Source organism: Streptomyces roseoviridis, assembly GCF_039535235.1.
GTDB lineage: Bacteria > Actinomycetota > Actinomycetes > Streptomycetales > Streptomycetaceae > Streptomyces > Streptomyces roseoviridis.
Genome location: NZ_BAAAWU010000001.1, coordinates 833,333 through 851,668, shown reverse-complemented (window position 1 = coordinate 851,668; position 18,336 = coordinate 833,333). Strand labels below are relative to the sequence as shown.

Below are 18,336 nucleotides of genomic sequence, written 5' to 3'. Positions count from 1 at the left end.
CTTCCGAGGGCCGCGCCGGGCTTCCCCGGGCCGGGACGGCCCACCCACCCCAGCAAGGAGCCACGGATGCCCGACCCCGGGCTTTCCCCAGCGCAGTCGAGCCCGCCCTCCGCTTCCTCGTCCGCCCCGCCCGCACGGCCGCCGCTGCCCGGCCCGCCCTCCCTCCCGTTCCCGTCCGCCCACCCGGCCGCGCCCGCCGAGCCGGCCGCACCCGACGGCGTACCCGCACCGCCCCACCCCGAGCTCGCACGGATCCTGCGCGGACCCAGCGGGCTCGGCACGGCGGCCCTCTCCCTGGCCCGGCGGCCCGAGCCGCCCGCTTTGCCGGTACCCCCCGCCCCGGCGGAGGGCACCCCGATCCCGGGCCTCTACCACCACCCCGTCCCGGAACCCGATGCGGCCCGGGTGGCGGAGGTCAGCCGCCGGATCAAGGAATGGGCCGTCGACGAGGTCGACCTCTTCCCCGACGAGTGGGAGGGCGACTTCGACGGCTTCTCCGTCGGGCGCTACATGGTCGCCTGCCACCCGGACGCCCCGACGATCGACCACCTGATGATCGCCACCCGCCTGATGGTGGCCGAGAACGCCGTCGACGACTGCTACTGCGAGGACCACGGCGGCTCCCCGATCGGCCTGGGCAGCCGGCTCCTGCTCGCCCACACCGCCCTCGACCCGCTGCACACCACGTCGGAGTACGCCCCCGGCTGGGCCGAGTCGCTCGGCTCGGACGCCCCGCGGCGCGCCTACCGCTCGGCCATGGCCTACTTCGTCCAGTCGGCCACCGCCTCCCAGGCGGACCGCTACCGGCACGACATGGCCCGGCTGCACATGGGCTACCTCGCCGAGGCCGCCTGGGCCGAGACCGACCACGTGCCGGAGGTCTGGGAGTACCTGGCGATGCGCCAGTTCAACAACTTCCGTCCCTGCCCCACCATCACCGACACCGTCGGCGGCTACGAACTGCCGGCGGACCTGCACGCCCAGCCCGCCATGCAGCGGGTCATCGCGCTCGCCGGGAACGCCACCACCATCGTCAACGACCTGTACTCCTACACCAAGGAGCTCGCCAGCCCCGGCAAGCACCTCAACCTGCCCGTGGTGATCGCCGAACGCGAGGGCCTCTCCGACAAGGACGCCTATCTGAAGGCCGTCGAGGTCCACAACGACCTGATGCGCGCCTTCGAGGCCGAGGCCGCCGAGCTGGCCGCCGCCTGCCCCGTACCGACCGTGCTGCGCTTCCTGAAGGGCGTGGCCGTGTGGGTGGACGGCAACCACTACTGGCACCAGACCAACACCTACCGCTACAGCCTGCCCGACTTCTGGTAAGAAACGGACCCTTATCTGTGACCAGCACCGAGTTCACCACCGCCGACCACGCCTCCGCGTTCGTCCCGTCGCCCGCGACGCCCTATCAGGGGGACATCGCCCGCTACTGGAACAACGAGGCCAGGCCCGTGAACCTGCGCCTCGGAGACGTCGACGGGCTCTACCACCACCACTACGGCGTCGGTGCCGTCGACCACGCCGCGCTGGGGGACCCCCAGGACAGCGAGTACGAGAAGAAGCTGATCGCCGAACTCCACCGGCTGGAGTCGGCGCAGGCCGAGATCCTGCTCGACCACCTCGGCCCCATCGGGCGCGACGACACCCTGATGGACGCGGGCTGCGGCCGCGGCGGCTCCATGGTCATGGCCCACCAGCGCTTCGGCTGCACGGTGGAGGGCGTCACCCTGTCGGCCAAGCAGGCCGACTTCGCCAACGGGCGGGCCGGCGAGCTCGGCATCGAGGACCACGTCCGCGCCCGGGTGTGCAACATGCTCGACACCCCGTTCGAGACCGGGCAGATGGCCGGCTCGTGGAACAACGAGTCCAGCATGTACGTCGACCTGCACGACCTGTTCGCCGAACACTCCCGGGTCCTCGCGGTCGGCGGCCGTTACGTCACCATCACCGGCTGCTGGAACCCCAAGTACGGGCAGCCCTCGAAGTGGGTCTCCCAGATCAACGCCCACTTCGAGTGCAACATCCACTCCCGCCGCGAATACCTGCGCGCCATGGCCGACAACCGCCTGGTGCCCCAGGCGGTGATCGACCTGACCCCCGACACCCTGCCGTACTGGGAGCTGCGGGCCACGTCCTCCCTGGTCACCGGCATCGAGGAGGCGTTCATCGAGTCGTACAAGGACGGCTCCTTCCAGTACGTCCTGATCGCGGCCGACCGCGTCTGACCCGCCCCGACCGGCGCAGCCCCGGGGCCGGACCCGCCCGCCGGCGGGTCCGGCCCCGGAGGGACGCGTGCCTAGGACGCCGGCGGTTCCCGCAGGGCGGTGAGCCGGCGACGGGCCGCCGCGAGGGAGCGGCCGCGCGGCGGGTCCCGCCACGGGTCGCGGTCGAGGAGCCGGTCGGCGTCGGCCAGGGTCCAACGGCGCGCCGTCAGGTCAGGGTCGTCCAGTTCGTCCCAGGCCAGCGGCGCCGCGACGGGCGCGCCGGGCCGGGCCCGTACGGCGTAGGGGGCGACGGCGGTCTGGCCGTATCCGTTGCGCTGGACGTCCAGGTAGAGCCGCCCCCGGCGGTCCCGCTTGCGGGCCGCCGTCGTCAGCTCGTCCGGGTACCGGTCGGCCAGCAGGTCCGCGGCCTCCCGGGCGAAGTCCCGTACGTCGTCGAAGGAGTCCCGGCGCAGCAGCGGCACCACCACGTGCAGGCCGCGCGAGCCGGTCGACATCGGCAGCGCGGGCAGCTCCAGTTCGTCGAGGAGCGTGCGCAGCCGCCGCGCCGCCCGCCGGACGGCGCCGAAGTCGTCGCCCGGCGGATCCAGGTCGAACACCAGCCGGTCGGGGTGGTCGGGCCGGTCGGCGCGGGACAGCCAGCGGTGCGGGGTGACGCACGCCTGGCCCGCGAGGTAGACGAGCGAGGCGGTGTCCTCGCACAGCGCGTAGGTGACCGTCCCGTCCTCCTTGGGCAGCTCCACGCGGTCCAGCCAGTCGGGGAAGTGGCCCGGGACGTCCTTCCGCATGAAGCCGGGGTCGTCGATGCCGTCCGGGTGCTGTTCGAGCATCAGCGGGCGGCCGCGCAGGTGCGGCAGCATGCGGGCCGCCACCCGCTGGTAGTAGTCGGCCAGGCCGGCCTTGGTGATGCCGTCGTCGGGGAAGAGGACCTTGTCGGGCCGGGCCACCTCGACGGTGTGCCGTCCGACCCGGATCTCCCGCCTGTCGCCCTTCGCCGCCGTCACGAGACGCCTCCCGTGGTCCGGGCGAAGCCCCGGTGCCGGTGGTACTCGCTCAGCGCGGCCCTCGGACCCACGTCCGCCTCCTCGTGCCTCGTCCCCGCGTTCCGTACGTCCCCGCGCCTACCCCGCGCCCTCCGAGGAATTCCCTTCGGCGGCGCGGCGCATCGCGGCGGGCGGGCACCGGACTCCGGCCGGTGGCCGGGGCGACGAGCGGTCTCTTCGCCGTCCGGCGGCCGGGACCCGTGCGCTGGAAGTCAGGCATGGGGAGCCGGGCCCGGGTCCGGCGGCCCGGCGCCCCGCGCCTCAGTCGCCGAGGGAGACGGCGGTCGCCGACATCGGGCCGCCGGGCGTCCGGTAGCTCACCGTGTCGCCGGGCCTGTGGCCCGTCAAGGCGGTGCCGAGCGGGCTGTCGGAGGTCACCAGGGCCGGATCGTCCGCGTCGGCGAGCTCACCGATGTGGACGGTCGACTCGCGACCGTCCTCGAACCGCACGGTGACGGTGCTGCCCACCCCCACCCGGTCCGAGGGCGGCGCGCCGGCGATGCCCGCGCCGCGGACGCGGCGCTCGATCTCGGCGATGCGCCGGTCGAGCCGGGCGACGTCCGAGGCCCGCCGCAACTCGTCCGCCGCGTCGGCGTCGTCGCCGACCGTGTCGTCGTCCCCCAGCGTCGAGGCCGCCGCCTCGCGTTCGGCGCGCAGCTCGGCCAGCTCCTCCCGGAGCGCCCGGAGGGTGTCGGCGCTGATGGGCTCGGGACCGTCGGTCATGCCTGCTCCCATGTCGTTGGTGGCACGTGCAGTACCAGGGGCTTTCATGAGCGCACCGCCCCGAGGGCCCGGCACATCACCGTGGTCCGGGCGCGCGCGGTCCGCGGAGCGGGTGCCCCGGGGCCGCCGCCCGCGCCGCGTGACCCCCGGGCCGCCCGCGCCGCGTGACTCCGGGACAGCGCCTGAGGAGGGCGGGTCGGCGCCGAACGGCGCGGCGGCCCGGGGCGACCGTGCGGCGTCACCGGGCCGGGACCGGGCACGTCCGTCGCGCCCGGCTCCGGCGCGCCGCCCTCAGGTCCCGTCGTGGGCGCCGTCTCCGGGCCCGCCCTCCTCAGGCGCTGTCCCGGAGGTGCTCGCCCTCCTCCTGCTCGCCCGCTGCCCCGGCCTCCTCCGGCTCCTCCGGCTGGATCCCGGCCAGCAGGTTGAACGCGCCCGTCAGCAGATTGAGCGTCACCACGCCCACCACCTCGGTGATGACGCGGTCGCTCCAGCCGTGGGCGCGCAGCTCCGACACGTCCTGGTCGCCCAGCGTGCTCGGCTCGGCGAGCACGCGCAGGGCGACCGTGATGAGGGCGGCCTCACGGGCGTCCGTCGACGTGCCCTGCCGGGCCAGCTCGATGTCCCGCTCGGACAGGCCGACGGCGCGGGCCGCGGCCACGTGGGCCTCGCGGCAGGTGCCGCAGCCGATCCACTCCTGCACGGCCAGCGAGATCTTCTCGCTCAGGGCCCGCGGCAGCTTCACCCGCTTCATCGCCCGGGACAGGCTCAGATAACCCTCGAGGACCGCCGCCGAGTGGGCCATCGTCGAGACCATCTCACCCGCGGAGCCGTGCCGCTCCACGATGTCGGCGAGCAGCTCGCGCGCCTTCCCGGTGGCCTGCTCCGGTTCGAGCGCGGTCAGCCGCCGCCCCTTGCCTCCCGGCCCCTTGCCTCGCGGCCCCTTGCCTCCCGGCTGGTTGTCACCTGGCACCCTGCCTCCTCAGTTATACCCGTGGGGGGTATAACGCGGGCGCGGGTCCTGGAGTTCCCCGGGGGCCGTTCGTACGATCGGAGGGTGATCAAAGGCGTCATGTTCGACTTCTCCGGGACTCTGCTGCGCATCGAGTCCGTCGCCCACTGGCTGGACGCGGCGCTCGCCGAGACCGGCATCCGGCTGGCCGGCGACGAGTTCGCCCGCACCGTGGAACGGCTCGCCTTCCACGGTGCGATGCCCGGCGGCTCGCACCCGCGGCGGATGCCCGGCCGGCTGGAGCCGCTCTGGGCCGAGCGCGACCTCGACGCCGAACGGCACCACGCCGTGTACACGGCCCTCATGCGCGAGGCCGGCGTGACCGAACCCGCGCTGTGCCGGGCGCTCTACGAGCGCCACAAGGCCCCCGCTGCGTGGCACCCCTACCCCGACGCCGCCCGCACCCTCGGCGAACTGAGTCGCGGCGGCGTCCGGGTGGCCGTCGTCAGCAACGTCGGCTGGGACCTGCGCCCCGTCTTCCGCGCGCACGGGCTCGACGAGTGGGTCGACGTCTACGCGCTCTCGTGCGAGCTGGGCGTCCAGAAACCGGACCCCGGGATCTTCCGCTTCGCCTGCGAGGGGCTCGGCCTCCGTCCGGCCGAGACCTTGATGGTCGGCGACGACCGTACGGTCGACGGCGGGGCGCAGGCGCTCGGCGCCCGGGTCCACTTCGTCGATCCCCTGCCCGTCGACCGGCGGCCGCACGGCCTGCTCCCGGTCTTCGGCCTTCTCGGCGACGCCGTCACACCCAGTTGACGTTCGCCTTCGCCAGCAGAGGATCCTCGAGGAGTTCCCACAGCGCCACGGCCACGTTCCCCATCCGGTACCGCCCGCCGAAGTGCAGACCGAGGACCCGGTGGTCGGTGAGGTCGAAGACGGGGGAGCCGCTGTTGCCGCCGAGGGTCGAGCAGTCGTGCCGCATCACCAGGCCGCCGGGCGTGAACTCGGTGGCCGTCCCCGGCTGCAGGCGCTTCACGTTGTAGACGTCCATGAAGATCCGCCGCATGGACTCCGGCTCGTTGCGGCGCCCGTCCCACGCCGGGTACCCGACGACGTACACCGGCCGGCCCGACAGCTCCGCCGGGGCGTCGGCCGCGACGGCGAGGGGCGTGGGCAGCGGTTCCCCGTCGGGCGGGGCGATCCGCAGCAGGGCCAGGTCGACGTCCGGATGGATGCCGATCACCTCGGTGACCTCGTACGGAAGGGGGCCGGCGGCCGGCACCGGGCCGGGCGCGGGGTGCGGGGGCAGCTCCTCGCCGGGGTCGACGCGGGCCGACATGCCCTGCTGGAAGGACCAGCCGGCGTCCTCGGCGCGGCTGAACTCGACGGCCACGTGCCGGTTGGTCATCACCGTGTCGGGGCCCACGTGGAAGGCGGTCCCGACCCAGTCCAGGTTCGGGTGGCCGCTGACCTCGACCCGGCCCACCCGGGCGATCGACTCGCGGATCGCGGCCCGTGCGGCGTCGAGCACCGACCAGTCGCCCGGCTGCGGGGCGAAGTCCTGCCCCTGCACCAGGATCGCGGGCCGCCCCTCCAGGAGGACGATCGCCTCCACCCCGAAGTACTCGTCCTCGTCGACCTCGTCCGACCGGCCGTGCGCCAGCTTCTCCAGGCCGAAGACACCCGCCTCCAGGACCCGGGCCCGCTCCTCCTGCGCGAAGCGCCCGATCTCGGCGCCCGGGGCGGCGCCGGGCGGAAGGTCCAGGGCGGACTCCTGGATCTCCAGCTCCTGTTCGAGCCGGGCCCGCACCCGGGCGGCCACCTCGCCCAGATCGCCGAAGACCTGCTCGGGTCCGGTCGCGACCGGTGACCCGCTGTGCGAGCCGCTCCGTGATCCGTACGGCATCTCCCGTCACCTCTCCCACGGTCCGTCTCAAAGGTCCGGTTCCGGCGGCAGCGCCGACTGCGCCGCCATGATCTCCTCGTACAACTCCGGTCGGCCCTCCCGCAGATGGGCCAGGATCCGGCTGATCTGCGTACCGACGTTGACGACGGCGCTCGTCCGGCCCCGGTACTCGACGCCGCTGATCCGGCGGGCTCCCCGGTGCAGCGCGACCACCGTCCACCGGTCGGTGAAGACGGGGGAGCCGGAGGAGCCGCCCTGGGTGTCGGTGAAGTAGGCCAGGTTCTTCTCGTCCGCCTGGTAGACCGTGTTGTTGCGCAGCGCGACCCGCTTCGGCATGCCCTTGGGGTGCTGGATGATGTTCACGGCCGGGGCGTCGGCGCCCGCCATCTCGAACGGGGCCGTCGCCACCCGCAGCACCTGCCGCTCCGGCTGGGCCACCGTCAGGCGCAGCACCGCGTAGTCGAGTTCCTCGTCCCAGGCGACGAGACCGGAGGCGGTCGCCTCCTCCGTCTCGGCCTGGTCGGCCCCGTAGTCGAAGCGCGAGCGCGAATTGCGCACCTGGAGCTGGAGGTCCTCCTCCGCGACCCGTCTGCGGCCGCCGCCGATGCCGTTGCGGGCGTTCACCACATGGTGGTTGGTGACGAGGAGCCCGGGAGCGATCAGCCAGCCGGTGCCCGCGTGCGGATAGGCGGGACGCAGCGGTCTGCCCGACTCGTACGGCGGCACGGTGAGCCGGGCGACGGCCGCGCCGGCGAGGAAGCCCTCGTGCAGGAACTCGAACGGCATCATGTCGTCCCGTACGACGATCTCCTCCTTGAACTCGGCGGACAGGAACTCCGCCGGAAGCTCCGGCTCGCCGGCCGCGTCCCGCACCACGTGGTCGAGCGCCCGCTGGAAGACGGCGACCGGGCCCGGCTCCGCGGCCAGCCGGATGGCGTTGCGCAGCCACAGCTCCAGCGGAACCTCGCCCTCCATCAGCCGCTCGACCCGGTTCATGGTCCGCAGATCGGACCGGATCTGCGTGAACGGGGTCGGCTGCGGCGGCAGCGCCGCCCGGAAGTGGTCCTTGACGCCCGCGAAGAGCCCGCCCCGCAGTTCCCGGTCGGCCAGGCCCGCCTCCATGGCGGCCGTCTCCACCGCGAGCAGTTCCTCGTCGGTCAGGTACGGCTCGTCCCGCCACGCCGCCTGGGCCTGGTCGGGTGGCGGAGTGACCCCCACCAGGTCCGTGCCGCCGGACACCGGCGCGTACCAGGGGCGGCCGGCCGCCCCGGACCGGCCGGCGTCGACCGCCTCGGCCACGCCGCGCAGCAGATCGCCGCTGCGGTCGCTCAGCGTCAGCGCCCGCCACGCCAGACTGTCCAGGGTGCCGTGACGCCGCGCCTCCCACAGCGCCTCTTCGACCCGGGAGTGCGGCAGGGTGCTCCCGTACGGGCCGCTCCCGCTCCCGTCCGCTCCCGTCCCGTCCTGCCCCGTCCCGTAGGGGCCGCCGTAGGGGTGGTCCCCGTACGGGTCGCCCCCGTAGGGGCCGGGCAGCGGCGGCGGGGACGGCGGGGACGGCGCGGACGACGGCGGCGGGCCCGTCGGCCGGGCGCCCGTCGCGGCCGAGGCCAGCATGCGGGCCAGCGGCGCGCGCAGCCGCGGCTCGTCCGCCATCGCCGTCTCGATCCAGCGGGCCAGCGCCGCCACCACGGCCTCGTCGTCACCGGGCAGCCCCACGAGCCGCAGGGTGCGCGCCAGGGCCGGCGGGTCCACCCGGCTGGCCGAGACGGCGGCCGCGCGGGCCAGGGCGGGCTGCCGGGCCAGCGCCTCGTCGGGCAGGCCGCGCAGGCTGCGGGCCAGCCGGGCGTCCGTCTCGCCGGAGTCCGCACGGGCGGCCACCGCCAGCCGGGACCGGGCGACCAGGACACCGATCGACTCGTACGGCAGGCCGAGGCCCGCCGCCACCGCCTCGGCCTCCTGGAGCGCGCGGTCGGCGTCGGTGAAGTCGCCCGCGTCCTGCGCGAGGCGGGCGGACAGCTGCAGCAGCTCCAGACGGGTCTCCGCACAGCCGGCCTCCTCCGCCCGGTCCACGGCCCGCTCGGCGGTCTCGCGGGCGTCCGCGCTGCGCCCGGAGCGGGCCAGGGTCTCCACGAGCAGGGCGTGCAGTCGGCTGCACGGCGTCCACGGCTGCCGCTCGGCCAGCCGCCGCGCGGCCACCTCCGGATAGCCCTGGGTGAGCAGGTCCTCGACCTCGCGGGCGGCGATCCGCTCCCAGTCCTCCTGGTCGGCCTCCGCCATGAGCCGGTCCGGCACGTGGCCGCCGATCCTGCCGAGCAGGAACGCCGCCGAGCGGGGAGCCATGTCCCGGTCCGCGCCCGCCAGGTGGTGCTCCACGCCCGGCCGCCAACGCGCCTCCACGGTACGGGGGTTCTCGCCGAGCCGCAGCCGGTGGTAGATCTCCTCGGCACGGTCCGCAACGGAGTCGCGGGCGGCGTAGTAGGCCACCGCCCGGCGGTCCACGGCGCGCATCAGATCCGTCCGCGCGGCGTCGGACAGCCGCAGCATGATCGACCGGAGGTCGGGCCGGTGCCGGATCGCGCGGGGGCCCGCCGACTCCATCAGGTCGAGCCGCGACGTCAGCAGACCGAAGAGCCGGCCCGCCTCGGCGGGCTGGGCGACCGTCACCCCGGCGGGGCCGGCGAGCACCTCGCGCACCAGCTCCGGGGTGATGACCCGCAGCGCCAGACCGGCCTGGGCGAGGGCACGCACGTCGGGGTCGGCGATGTGGTGCAGGATCCGCTCGTAGAGGGTGCCCTGGATCAGCATCCGGTCGACGCTGCCCCGCAGCCGCCTCCGTGACGTCAGGTCGTGCAGCAGTCCGCCGAGCGAGTCGCTGTCCTCGCCGAGCGTCAGCGCCGTGCGCGCGGCGAGCTTCAGGCTGAGGGGATGGCCGCCGACGTGCCCGTACAGCACGCGCGCCACCGGTTCGTCGTCGACGCCGCAGGACATGAGGAGGTCCACGGAGGCCTCTTCGTCGAGCTCCGTCAGCTCCATGGTGCGCGGCGCGAGCACGCGTGCCGGATGGTCGATGGGGGCCCGCCCGGCGACCACGAACCGCAGCCGCGGATAGGCGGCGCGCAGCGCCGTCCACACCGCCCACATGCGCGACAGCACGGGCGAACCGCGGTACTGGGCCTCCTCGAAGGAGTCCAGCGCGATCACCAGCGGCGGTTCCATCCTGCCGGGAGGCGTGCCGACCGCCTCGGTCACCAGGACGGCGAGCTCGCGGGCCAGCTCCTGTTCGACGGCGCTGGCGCGGGCGTGGAACCCGGCGGAGTAGTCGCGGCCCATGGTGGCGCGGGTGGCGGAGAGCCGGGACAGTTCGTCGATCCGGTCGCGTTCGCCGCGCTGCACGGCGGCGGTCCGCCCGCACCGGTCGGCGAGGGCGTCGAACGCGGCCCGGTGACCGGGATACTGCACGCCGAGCTGGCGGGCCGCCTCGGCGATCACCGTCGCCGGTTCGTGGAGGGAGAGCGTCGGGCGTTCGAAGTCGACGTAGGCGAAGGGAAATCCGTCCGGCGCCGCCTCGCGCAGACCGTCCAGGAGGAAGCGTGCCAGCAGGGTGCTCTTGCCGATGCCGCCGATGCCGTGCAGGAGTACCGGCGGCTCCGCGGGCTCCGTCGGCAGCGCGATGTACGCCCGCAGGGCGTCCAGTTCGCGGGAGCGCCCGTGGAAGGTGACCCGCACCAGCCGGCGCAGCGGTTGCAGCAGCCTGGCCCGCTCCAGGCGCCGCTGGATGTCGGCTGAGGACGGCAGGAGGCCCGCGGTGCCGGGCACCTGCTCCAGCCACAGGACGGCCTGGAGGAGGTCGGTGAGCTCGTCCACCTCCGGTTCCGTGCCGTACGTGTCGTACGTGTCGTACGGGCCGTACCCGGGGGCAGCCGGGTGCCCGAGGGACGCGCCGTGCCCCGCGGACGTGCCGTGCTCGCCGTGTCCGTCCTGCGGGCCGGGCGCCGCCGGACCGGCCGCCGTGCCCGAGAGCAGGGCCAGCGCCGCGCGTTCCACCCCCGGCCCCTCCGGCAGCGAGTCGGCGTTGGCGGCGAGCGCGGCCCGCGCGGCCTCGGGGCCGGCGAGTTCCTTCAGGGTGGCCGAGCGCACCTGTGGGCTGAGCACCCAGCGCACCGACCGCTGCGGTCCCGCGAGCGCCGTACAGTCGTCGACGAGCTCCAGGGCCGCCCGGCCGCTCGGTTCGCGCTCGCCGGGCAGGCGCAGCGTCGCCGGGTCGAAGGCGTCGAGCAGGCAGGCGGCCTCCCGGTAGGCGCGGCGCAGCTCCGGCAGGGCGGGCGCGCTCGGGGCCGCTGGGGGCGAGCGCAGGGTGCTGCGCAGCGGCCCGGCGAGGTCCTCGCCGGGGCCGAGGCCGAGCGAGAGCCGTACGACGTGCTCGACGGCCGTGCAGACCCGCCGCATGTGACTGTCGGCGGGATCGGCCGCGTCCACCGCCCGCAGCACCTCCCCGACCGCCGTCTCCACCAGCCCGGCGGGCGGCTCGGCGGCCGGCAGCCGGGCAGGCTCCCCGGACGGCGCGCCGCCAGGACCGTTCGAGCCCCCTTCGGCCCCCGCCCAGGCCCCGGTCTCGGCCCCCGCCCCGGCGCCGTCCCGCGCCCCCGCCCCCGTCTCGGCGAAGAAGCGGCCGAAGAACGCCCGCAGTTCCTCCGGCCCGACCGGGCGCGCCGTGTCCCGGCACACGCTGTTGCGCGTGTCGTACGGGAGGGGGTGCGCGGTGGGGGAGTAGCCGAGGAGCACCAGGCGGGGCACGCCCTCACGCCGTACCGGCGTGTGCTCGTAGACGGCGAGGGCCAGTTTGCCGATGCAGTCCCACACGTCGGAGGTGGGGTCGAGCGCGTCGCACTCGTCGAGGACCAGCCAGAAACGGTCCTCGGCGGCGGTGGCCCGCCCCACGATCCGGTGCACGGCGTCGTCGATCGAGGGCAGTGGATCGTTCAACCGTGTCGGGTTCAACGGAAATCCGTCGGCCTCCGGGCCCGACACGAACGCGGCGAGCCGTTCCACCAGCCGCGCCGCCGTCGAGGTGCGCCCCAGCGTCACCCGCACCGGGCGGAACCCGCAGTGCTGGCCCAGGTGCCGGATCAGCCGGTAGGTGTACGAGCGCCCGCTGTCCGGGGGGCCGTCCACCACCAGCACCGAGAGGTCCGGGTCGGCCACGAACCGGCGCAGCGTGGCCCGCAGCTCCGCCCGGTCGACGAACACCTCGGTGCCGTGCCGCAGCACCAGCGCCTCGAACGGGTCCCGCGCCGCGTGCCGCGCCGCTTCGTCCTCGCGCAGCCGGGCCAGCAGCGCCCGGACCTCCATGCCCCGCCCGACGGCGTCGGTGGCGTCGAGCCGGTCGAGGGCGTCGAGCCGGGAGAGCGCGTCGAGCAGCCGCCGCTGGTCGGCGACGTCCCTGCGGGCCGCTTCCACGATCCGGCGGGCGTTCGCCTCCCGGTCGGGAGTGAGCGGGAGGTCCGCCACGAAGTCGGTGGTCAGCGGGGTGTGGAGCAGCCGCGCCCGGGGATCGGGGTCGTCGAGAAGGTGGTCCCGCACCCAACTGGTGACGAGGCCCCACTCCGTCTCGGTGAGAGGCATGAGGCACCTGACCGGTCGTCCCTGCGCCGATGGGGGGACGCCTGACTGCACCCTGTCATCGTCCCGCCGGGTGCCGGGGGCCGCAATCGCTGCCGGCGGGCACGGCTCCGTCGGTCACCGCCCCGTCCCGGTCACCAGCCGGCCATCGCCCGGTCGGCCATCGCCCGGTCGGTGCGGGTCCGGTCGGTCCGTGCCCGGTCGGTGCGTGCCCGGTCGGTGCGTGCCCGGCCGGTCCGCGCTCAGTCGGTCATCGCGATGTCCTCGTACGACTCCAGGCGCCGCCAGCGCTCCTCGGGCGTGCGCAGCAGGGGCATCAGGTCCACGTCCGGCAGCGGCCCCAGCTCCAGCTCGGCGATCTCGGCGACGTCCGAGACCGGCACCTGGTACGTGCGGAACGGACCGAGCGGCGGCGGCGCGCCCGCCGGCACCCCGGTGAGCGCCCGGTCCGCGTCCCGGCTCAGGTCCGGGCTCTGGTCGAGCACGTACGCCGTCGCCGCCAGCGCCCCGTCCTGCATGAACGCGGCCACCTTCCAGAAGCGCAGCGGCACCTGGATGCCCCGGTAGGGCGGGTCGGAGTCCTGGAGCACGGGCCCGGTGAGCACGACCAGTCTGCGGTCGAAGGCGGCCGCGTGGTCGAGGAGGTGGTTCTCCAGGCCCTGCCAGAGCTTCTTGCCCTGGTTGAACACGTCCGCCTGGGGCGCCGCGTTGGTGAAGTAGAAGGTGTCGGTGTTCGCCCGGCCCGCCACCGCCGCGGTGCCCCACACCGGATCGAGGCGGCGGACCAGGTGCCCGCGGTCCAGGCTGTTGTCGCGGTAGACGTCGTCGCCCGCCTGCTGCTCGCGGGGCAGGCGCGGGTCGTACAGCCACACGTCGTCCCTCGGGACGTCGTCGAGCAGTTCGCGGCCCTCGATGCACACGGCGGTCGACACGGCGAGCCGACGGTCGGGCCGGAAGACGACGGTGAAGTGCGTGTAGGGCAGGATCACGGTCTCCACCGAGGTGCGGGCCGGCAGGGCGAGCGGCACCGTCGGTCCCAGGAAGTCCTCGTCGTAACCGGTGCGGTCGGCGAGCAGATCGTGCCGGGAATCGCTGGAATTCATACGATATGAGTACCGCGTGGTGGAGGGTCGTCCACCGCCCCGGCCCCCCAGGCCACTCGAACAGACGCTCCCGGCGCCCCCTCCACCCGGCCGAGGAGGCACCCATGCCCACCGGAATCTCCCTGCACGTCGGACTGAACCGGGTCGACCCCGACCGCTACGACGGCTGGGACGGCACCCTCATGGCCTGCGAGAACGACGCCCACGACCTGGCGAGGACCGCCCGCGCCAACGGCTTCGAGGACACCGTCCTGCTCACCCGCGAGGGCACCGTCGACCGGGTCACCGCCGCACTGCGCGCCGCCGCCGAACGGCTCGCCGCGGGCGACATCCTGCTCTTCACCTACTCGGGCCACGGCGGCCAGGTCCCCGACCTCACCGGCCCCGACGACGAACCCGACCGGCTGGACGAGACCCTGGTCCTCTACGACCGCCAGTTCCTCGACGACGAGGTCCACCAGGAGTTCCTGCGCTTCGACCACGGCGTCCGGATCGTCACCTTCTTCGACTGCTGCCACAGCGGCAGCAGCATCGAGATCCCCGGCCTCACCGACGAGGCTCCCGGCCGCTATCTGCCCGAGCCGCAGCAGGCCGGCCTCTACGCGCGCGACCGGGACTTCTACGAGGACCTCCAGCGCTCGCTGGCCAAGGCCGCGGCCGTCACCGCCGACGGCCAGGGACCGCCGGCCATCCTGGTCTCGGCGTGCCAGGACAACCAGGTCGCCCTCGACGGAGCCGTCAACGGGGCCTTCACCGAGGCGCTGCTCGCCGTCTGGGACGACGGCGCCTTCCGCGGCGACTACCGCACCTTCCACCGGGCGGTCCAGCGGCGACTGCCGCCCACCCAGAGCCCCAACCTCCACACCACCGGAGCGCCCTCGGAGGCGTTCCTGGCCCAGCGCCCGTTCACGATCTGAGACCACCGCGGTCCCGGCGGCCGGTGGCGGCGGCAGGCCGCCCCGTCCGCCCTCGTCCGCTGCCGTCCCCGTCCCGTTCCGCTGCCGTCCCCGTTCCGCTGTCGGCCGGGTCGGCCGCGTCGGACACGGCCCCGTCGGCCACGGCCCGGGCCGCTCCGTCAGGGCCGGAGTGCGGTCGCCAGCTGCGCCCGCGAGCGCACGTCCAGCTTCTGGTAGATCCTGGTCAGCCGCGCCTCGACCGTCTTCACGCTCAGATACAGCTTCGCCGCCGCCTCCTGGTTGCTGGCGCCCTGCCCCACCAGCCGGGCCAGCCGCAGCTCCGCCTCCGTCAGCGTCGACAGCGCGGGCAGCGTCTCCTCGCCCACCGGTCCCTCGCCCGCCGGACCCGCCGGCGCCTCCGTCGCCAGCGCCAGCCACGGCGCCGCCCCGACCCGCTCGAAGACCGCGGCCGCCGAGTGGAGGGCCGCCTGCGCGGCCGAACGCCGCCGCCGACGACGCTCCACCCGGGCCAGCGCCATCAGCGCCCGGCCCTGTTCGAGCGGCAGCTCCGCCTCCTCGAACCGGGCCGCCGTGCCCGCGAGCAGCTCCGCCGCCTCGTCCGTACGGCCCTCCGCCGCCTGGCAGAGCGCGTACGCCCGGTCGAGTCCGAGCAGCACCGTCGTCCGGCCCAGGCGCTCGCCCACCGGCCGCACCGCCGCGAGGACGGAAAGGGCCTCCTCCACCTCGTCGTGCGCGAGCAGTGCCTCCGCCAGCTCCTCGTGCCAGCGCAGCATCGACGGATCGACCGTCGACTGGGCCCGCTCGTTGGCCTCGACCCGCCGCAGCGTCTCGAGGGCCGCCGCCACGTCCCCGTTGACCAGCTGCACCCGGCCCAGCGCGTACAGGCTGCGGGAGAGGAAGACCCGGTCGCCCTCCTCCTCCGACGCCTGCACGCTGCGCCGGGCGTAGCTGGCCGCCCGGGCGAAACTCCCGCCGGCCGTCTCGGCGAGCGCCAGCGCGTACCACGCCGGCCCGGGCGAGAGGCCCGCCTCCAGGGTGAGCGCGAGCGACTGTCCGGCATGCCCGAGGGCGGCGGGGCACGGGCCGATCCGCGACTCGATCTCGGCGAGCGTGCTCAGCAGCTCGATCGCGTCCTCCACCGAACCGCGCCGCTGCACCAGCGGCAGCAACGCGTTCAACTGCGTCCGCGCGTCCACCAGGCGCCCGTCGAACAGGGCATGACGGATCGTCAGGATCTGTGCCGCGTTGCGGATGCCGGCCGGCCGCTCCGCCGTCTCCAGGGCCCTCGCCTGCGCCAGGACCGCCTCCGCGTCCGGCGAGCCGAGCGCCCGCTCCATCCGTGCCTGCACGGTCAGGGCCTGCGCGGCCGTGCGCGGATCGCCCATCGACGCGGCCAGCGCCGCCGACTCCATCGCGGCCGCCCGCGAACGCAGCGGATCGCCGTCCGCGAGCACGTACTTGACGGCCAGTCGCAGCTGGACGGCGGCCCGCAGGGCGGTGTCGCCCTCGGAGTCCTCCATGGCGTGCACGTACATCTCGTCGAGGCCGGTCAGCCCCTGCCCGGCCGTGTCGAGCACGGCGAGCCGGGCCCGCACCCGGTCGGCGGGCGCCGCGTCCCGGGCCAGCAGGTCGGTCGCGGCACGCATCGCCAGATCCGCCCGCGCGGCCCGGGCGGCCTCCTCGGCCGCGTCCGCCAGCCGCGCGATCCGCCGCTGCCCGTGCGTGCCGGGCGTCGACTCGGCGGCGAGCATGGCCAGTTCGGCGGCGAGCGCGCTGTTTCCGCGCCGCCGGGCGAGGTCCGCCGCCTCGGCGACCTCGGCGGCCAGCTCCTCCCGCGGCGCGTCCGTGGCGAGCGCCCGGTGCCGCACCGCCTCCACCGGATCGTCCACGACCCGCGCCAACGCCGCGTGCCCCGCGCTGCGTTCGGCCCAGCACGCGTCGTGCACCAGGGTCGACGGCAGCAGCCCGGCCGTGAACGCGACCGTGCCGTCCTCGGCGAGCGACACCAGACCGGCCCGCTCGGCCGCCGCCAGGTCCGCCTCCGCGTTGGGGCGGCCGGCCCGCCGCACCAGGGTCGCGGTGGGCCGCAGCGCGAGCGCGGCGTACAGCAGCGTCTCGCGCACCTCGGGCGGAGCGGCCCCCAGCAACTGCCGGGCCAGATCACGGGCACGCCCGGAGACCGTCAGCGCCTCGGCGTGGTGCACCGGCGTGCGCGCGTCGGCCAGGGAGCGGCCCACGGCCAGCGCGAGCCGCGGATTGCCGCCGCTCGCCTTGTGGATGCGGCCCGCCATCCGGGACGGCAGCCGGTGGTGGATGAGCAGCTCGGCGATCTCGTCGGCGTGCAGCGGCGGCACGAGCAGCACGTCCGCCTCCGACGGCACCCACAGCCGGTTGTCGTGCGGGTCCTTGCCGCCGTACGCGGCGCCGGGCACCGTGCCGCGGGCCGCGTCGTACGCCGCGTACGCCTCGGGCGTCTCCACGGCGATCACCCGCAGCGTCGGCGGCACCAGGTGCAGCGCGAAGCGGAGCAGGTCGGCGCTTTCCGGGTCGATGTGCTGCACCCCGTCCACGACGAGCAGCGCGGGCCCCCGGGCGGTCAGCTCGCGCAGGATCCCGGCGAGCCCCAGCCGCAGGGCGATCGGGTCCCAGCCGCCGTCCTGCTGCGGCGCCTCGCGGCACAGCATGGCGACGGCGGCGCGCTGCGGCCCCGGCAGTCCGTCGCACACCCTCGACGCGGTCACGCCGAGGCCGGTGACGGCGTGGCCGTGGTCGCAGCGGGCGTCGGACCCCGCACCGTACGCGGAGGCATCCGCGCCGGGGTGCCCAGGGTCATGGCCGGGACCGCGTCCGGCCAGGAGCGCCGCACCCCCGGTGCCCGCGCCGAACCCGTCGCCGTACCCCGCACCCTGCCCGCCGGCATCGCCGCCGTCGGCGTCGGCCGCGCCGGCGTCGCTCCCGGCATAGGTGCCTTCCCGGCCGGTGTGCGCCGCGGCGAACCCCGTGTCGTGACCCGCGCCGGGGCCTGCGCCGGGGCCCGGGCCCCGCCCCGTGAGGTGCGCCGCGCCGGGCCCGGAGGCGGCGCCGGCGTCCCCGGCGCGCTGCCCGGGCAGACCGGTCTGCCGGGAGGCGTGTCCGGAAGGGTGGGCGCTCCCGGCACCGGGCCGGGCGCCGGGACCGGTGGCCGCCGGTGCGGCCGGTCCGGCGGGTCGTGCTTCCGTGGCGGGGCCGGCGGCACCGCCTCCGGTGGTCGGCGCCGCGCCGGCGCCGCGTCCGCCCCAGTTGCCCGCCGGTCCGCCCGGCTGTCCCGTGGCGGGGTGGCCGGACGCGCCGTCAGAGCCCGCCGGAGCCGGTCCGCCGTCGGTGGTGCGCCGGTCCGAGAGTCCCGAATCGCCCCCGGGTGACGCGCTCCTGGCGCCGCCGGCCCCGGCGGCCGGCCCCGGCCAGGTCACGGTCGCCGCCACGGAGGCGACGAGCGCGGCCGCGGCCGCGCCGGGTATCTCGCGGTCGCCGGGGAGCGTGGCCAGCCACAGCACCGTCTCGCCGCGCGCCTCGGCGCGGGCGGCGGCGGCGAGGGCGACCTCGGTCTTGCCGACGCCGGCGGGCCCGGTGAGCAGCGCTCGGCCCCGGTTGTGCAGGACGCGTTCGAGTCGGGAGAGGAGTTCCTCCCGGCCCACCGGCGCAGGCCGGAGAGGCACTGTCGTCATAGGTCCACCACCCTCCGGCACTCGGGCCCCGGCCCATGAGCCCCGTTGCGCAGAGAATACGGAGCAGATCGCCCCCGTCCAGGCCCTGTGTCCGGCATACGGACAGCGGTCCCCGGTCAACCGAGCGTGGCCGACACACGGAAGCGC

The 18,336-nt window shown here is 75.5% G+C and carries 11 protein-coding genes; 4 read left to right on the top strand and 7 right to left on the bottom strand.

The window, feature by feature from the left end:
* The first annotated feature begins 66 nt into the window (after positions 1–66).
* Together ABD954_RS03785 and ABD954_RS03780 are read left to right on the top strand one after the other, a co-directional pair.
* Positions 67–1,326, top strand: a complete 1,260-nt coding sequence (locus ABD954_RS03785) for a family 2 encapsulin nanocompartment cargo protein terpene cyclase (protein WP_345484306.1) — start codon at positions 67–69, stop codon at positions 1,324–1,326.
* Positions 1,327–1,343: 17 nt separating this feature from the next.
* Positions 1,344–2,228: a geranyl diphosphate 2-C-methyltransferase gene (locus tag ABD954_RS03780; protein WP_345484305.1), complete on the top strand. Its 885-nt coding sequence runs from the start codon at positions 1,344–1,346 to the stop codon at positions 2,226–2,228.
* Between the two features lie 71 nt (positions 2,229–2,299).
* On the opposite strand, the gene ligD is transcribed toward ABD954_RS03780, so the two are convergent.
* The 3 genes from ligD to ABD954_RS03765 all read right to left on the bottom strand — a co-directional run bounded on the left by ligD (position 2,300) and on the right by ABD954_RS03765 (position 4,961).
* Positions 2,300–3,229, bottom strand: a complete 930-nt coding sequence (gene ligD / locus ABD954_RS03775) for a non-homologous end-joining DNA ligase (protein WP_345484304.1) — start codon at positions 3,227–3,229, stop codon at positions 2,300–2,302.
* Between the two features lie 300 nt (positions 3,230–3,529).
* Positions 3,530–3,991, bottom strand: a complete 462-nt coding sequence (locus ABD954_RS03770) for a GreA/GreB family elongation factor (RefSeq protein WP_345484303.1) — start codon at positions 3,989–3,991, stop codon at positions 3,530–3,532.
* Positions 3,992–4,322: 331 nt separating this feature from the next.
* Complete coding sequence (locus ABD954_RS03765) at positions 4,323–4,961, bottom strand: carboxymuconolactone decarboxylase family protein (RefSeq protein ID WP_345484302.1); 639 nt, start codon at positions 4,959–4,961, stop codon at positions 4,323–4,325.
* A gap of 99 nt (positions 4,962–5,060) precedes the next feature.
* Here ABD954_RS03765 and ABD954_RS03760 point away from each other — a divergent pair, with 99 nt between their 5' ends.
* On the top strand, positions 5,061–5,756 hold the full coding sequence (locus ABD954_RS03760; RefSeq protein ID WP_345491950.1) for an HAD family hydrolase: 696 nt from the start codon (positions 5,061–5,063) through the stop codon (positions 5,754–5,756).
* Here ABD954_RS03760 and ABD954_RS03755 read toward each other — a convergent pair.
* The 3 genes from ABD954_RS03755 to ABD954_RS03745 form a co-directional block, all read right to left on the bottom strand.
* Positions 5,743–6,846, bottom strand: a complete 1,104-nt coding sequence (locus tag ABD954_RS03755) for a trypsin-like serine peptidase (protein WP_345484301.1) — start codon at positions 6,844–6,846, stop codon at positions 5,743–5,745. The two genes, ABD954_RS03760 and ABD954_RS03755, sit on opposite strands and share 14 nt — an antisense overlap.
* 27 nt (positions 6,847–6,873) lie before the next feature.
* Positions 6,874–12,468 (bottom strand): trypsin-like peptidase domain-containing protein, encoded by a 5,595-nt coding sequence (locus ABD954_RS03750; protein WP_345484300.1) that lies wholly within the window; start codon positions 12,466–12,468, stop codon positions 6,874–6,876.
* A 239-nt stretch (positions 12,469–12,707) separates the two neighbouring features.
* Positions 12,708–13,568 carry a DNA/RNA non-specific endonuclease gene (locus ABD954_RS03745; RefSeq protein ID WP_345484299.1) on the bottom strand — a complete coding sequence of 287 codons (861 nt, stop codon included), beginning with the start codon at positions 13,566–13,568 and terminating at the stop codon, positions 12,708–12,710.
* A gap of 104 nt (positions 13,569–13,672) precedes the next feature.
* Between ABD954_RS03745 and ABD954_RS03740 the strand changes: the two genes are divergently transcribed.
* Positions 13,673–14,485, top strand: coding sequence for a caspase family protein (locus tag ABD954_RS03740; protein ID WP_345484298.1), 813 nt, complete (start codon positions 13,673–13,675; stop codon positions 14,483–14,485).
* Between the two features lie 158 nt (positions 14,486–14,643).
* Here the strand turns inward: ABD954_RS03740 and ABD954_RS03735 are convergent, their stop codons facing one another.
* Positions 14,644–18,189, bottom strand: a complete 3,546-nt coding sequence (locus ABD954_RS03735; RefSeq protein WP_345484297.1) for a helix-turn-helix transcriptional regulator — start codon at positions 18,187–18,189, stop codon at positions 14,644–14,646.
* Positions 18,190–18,336 lie beyond the last annotated feature (147 nt).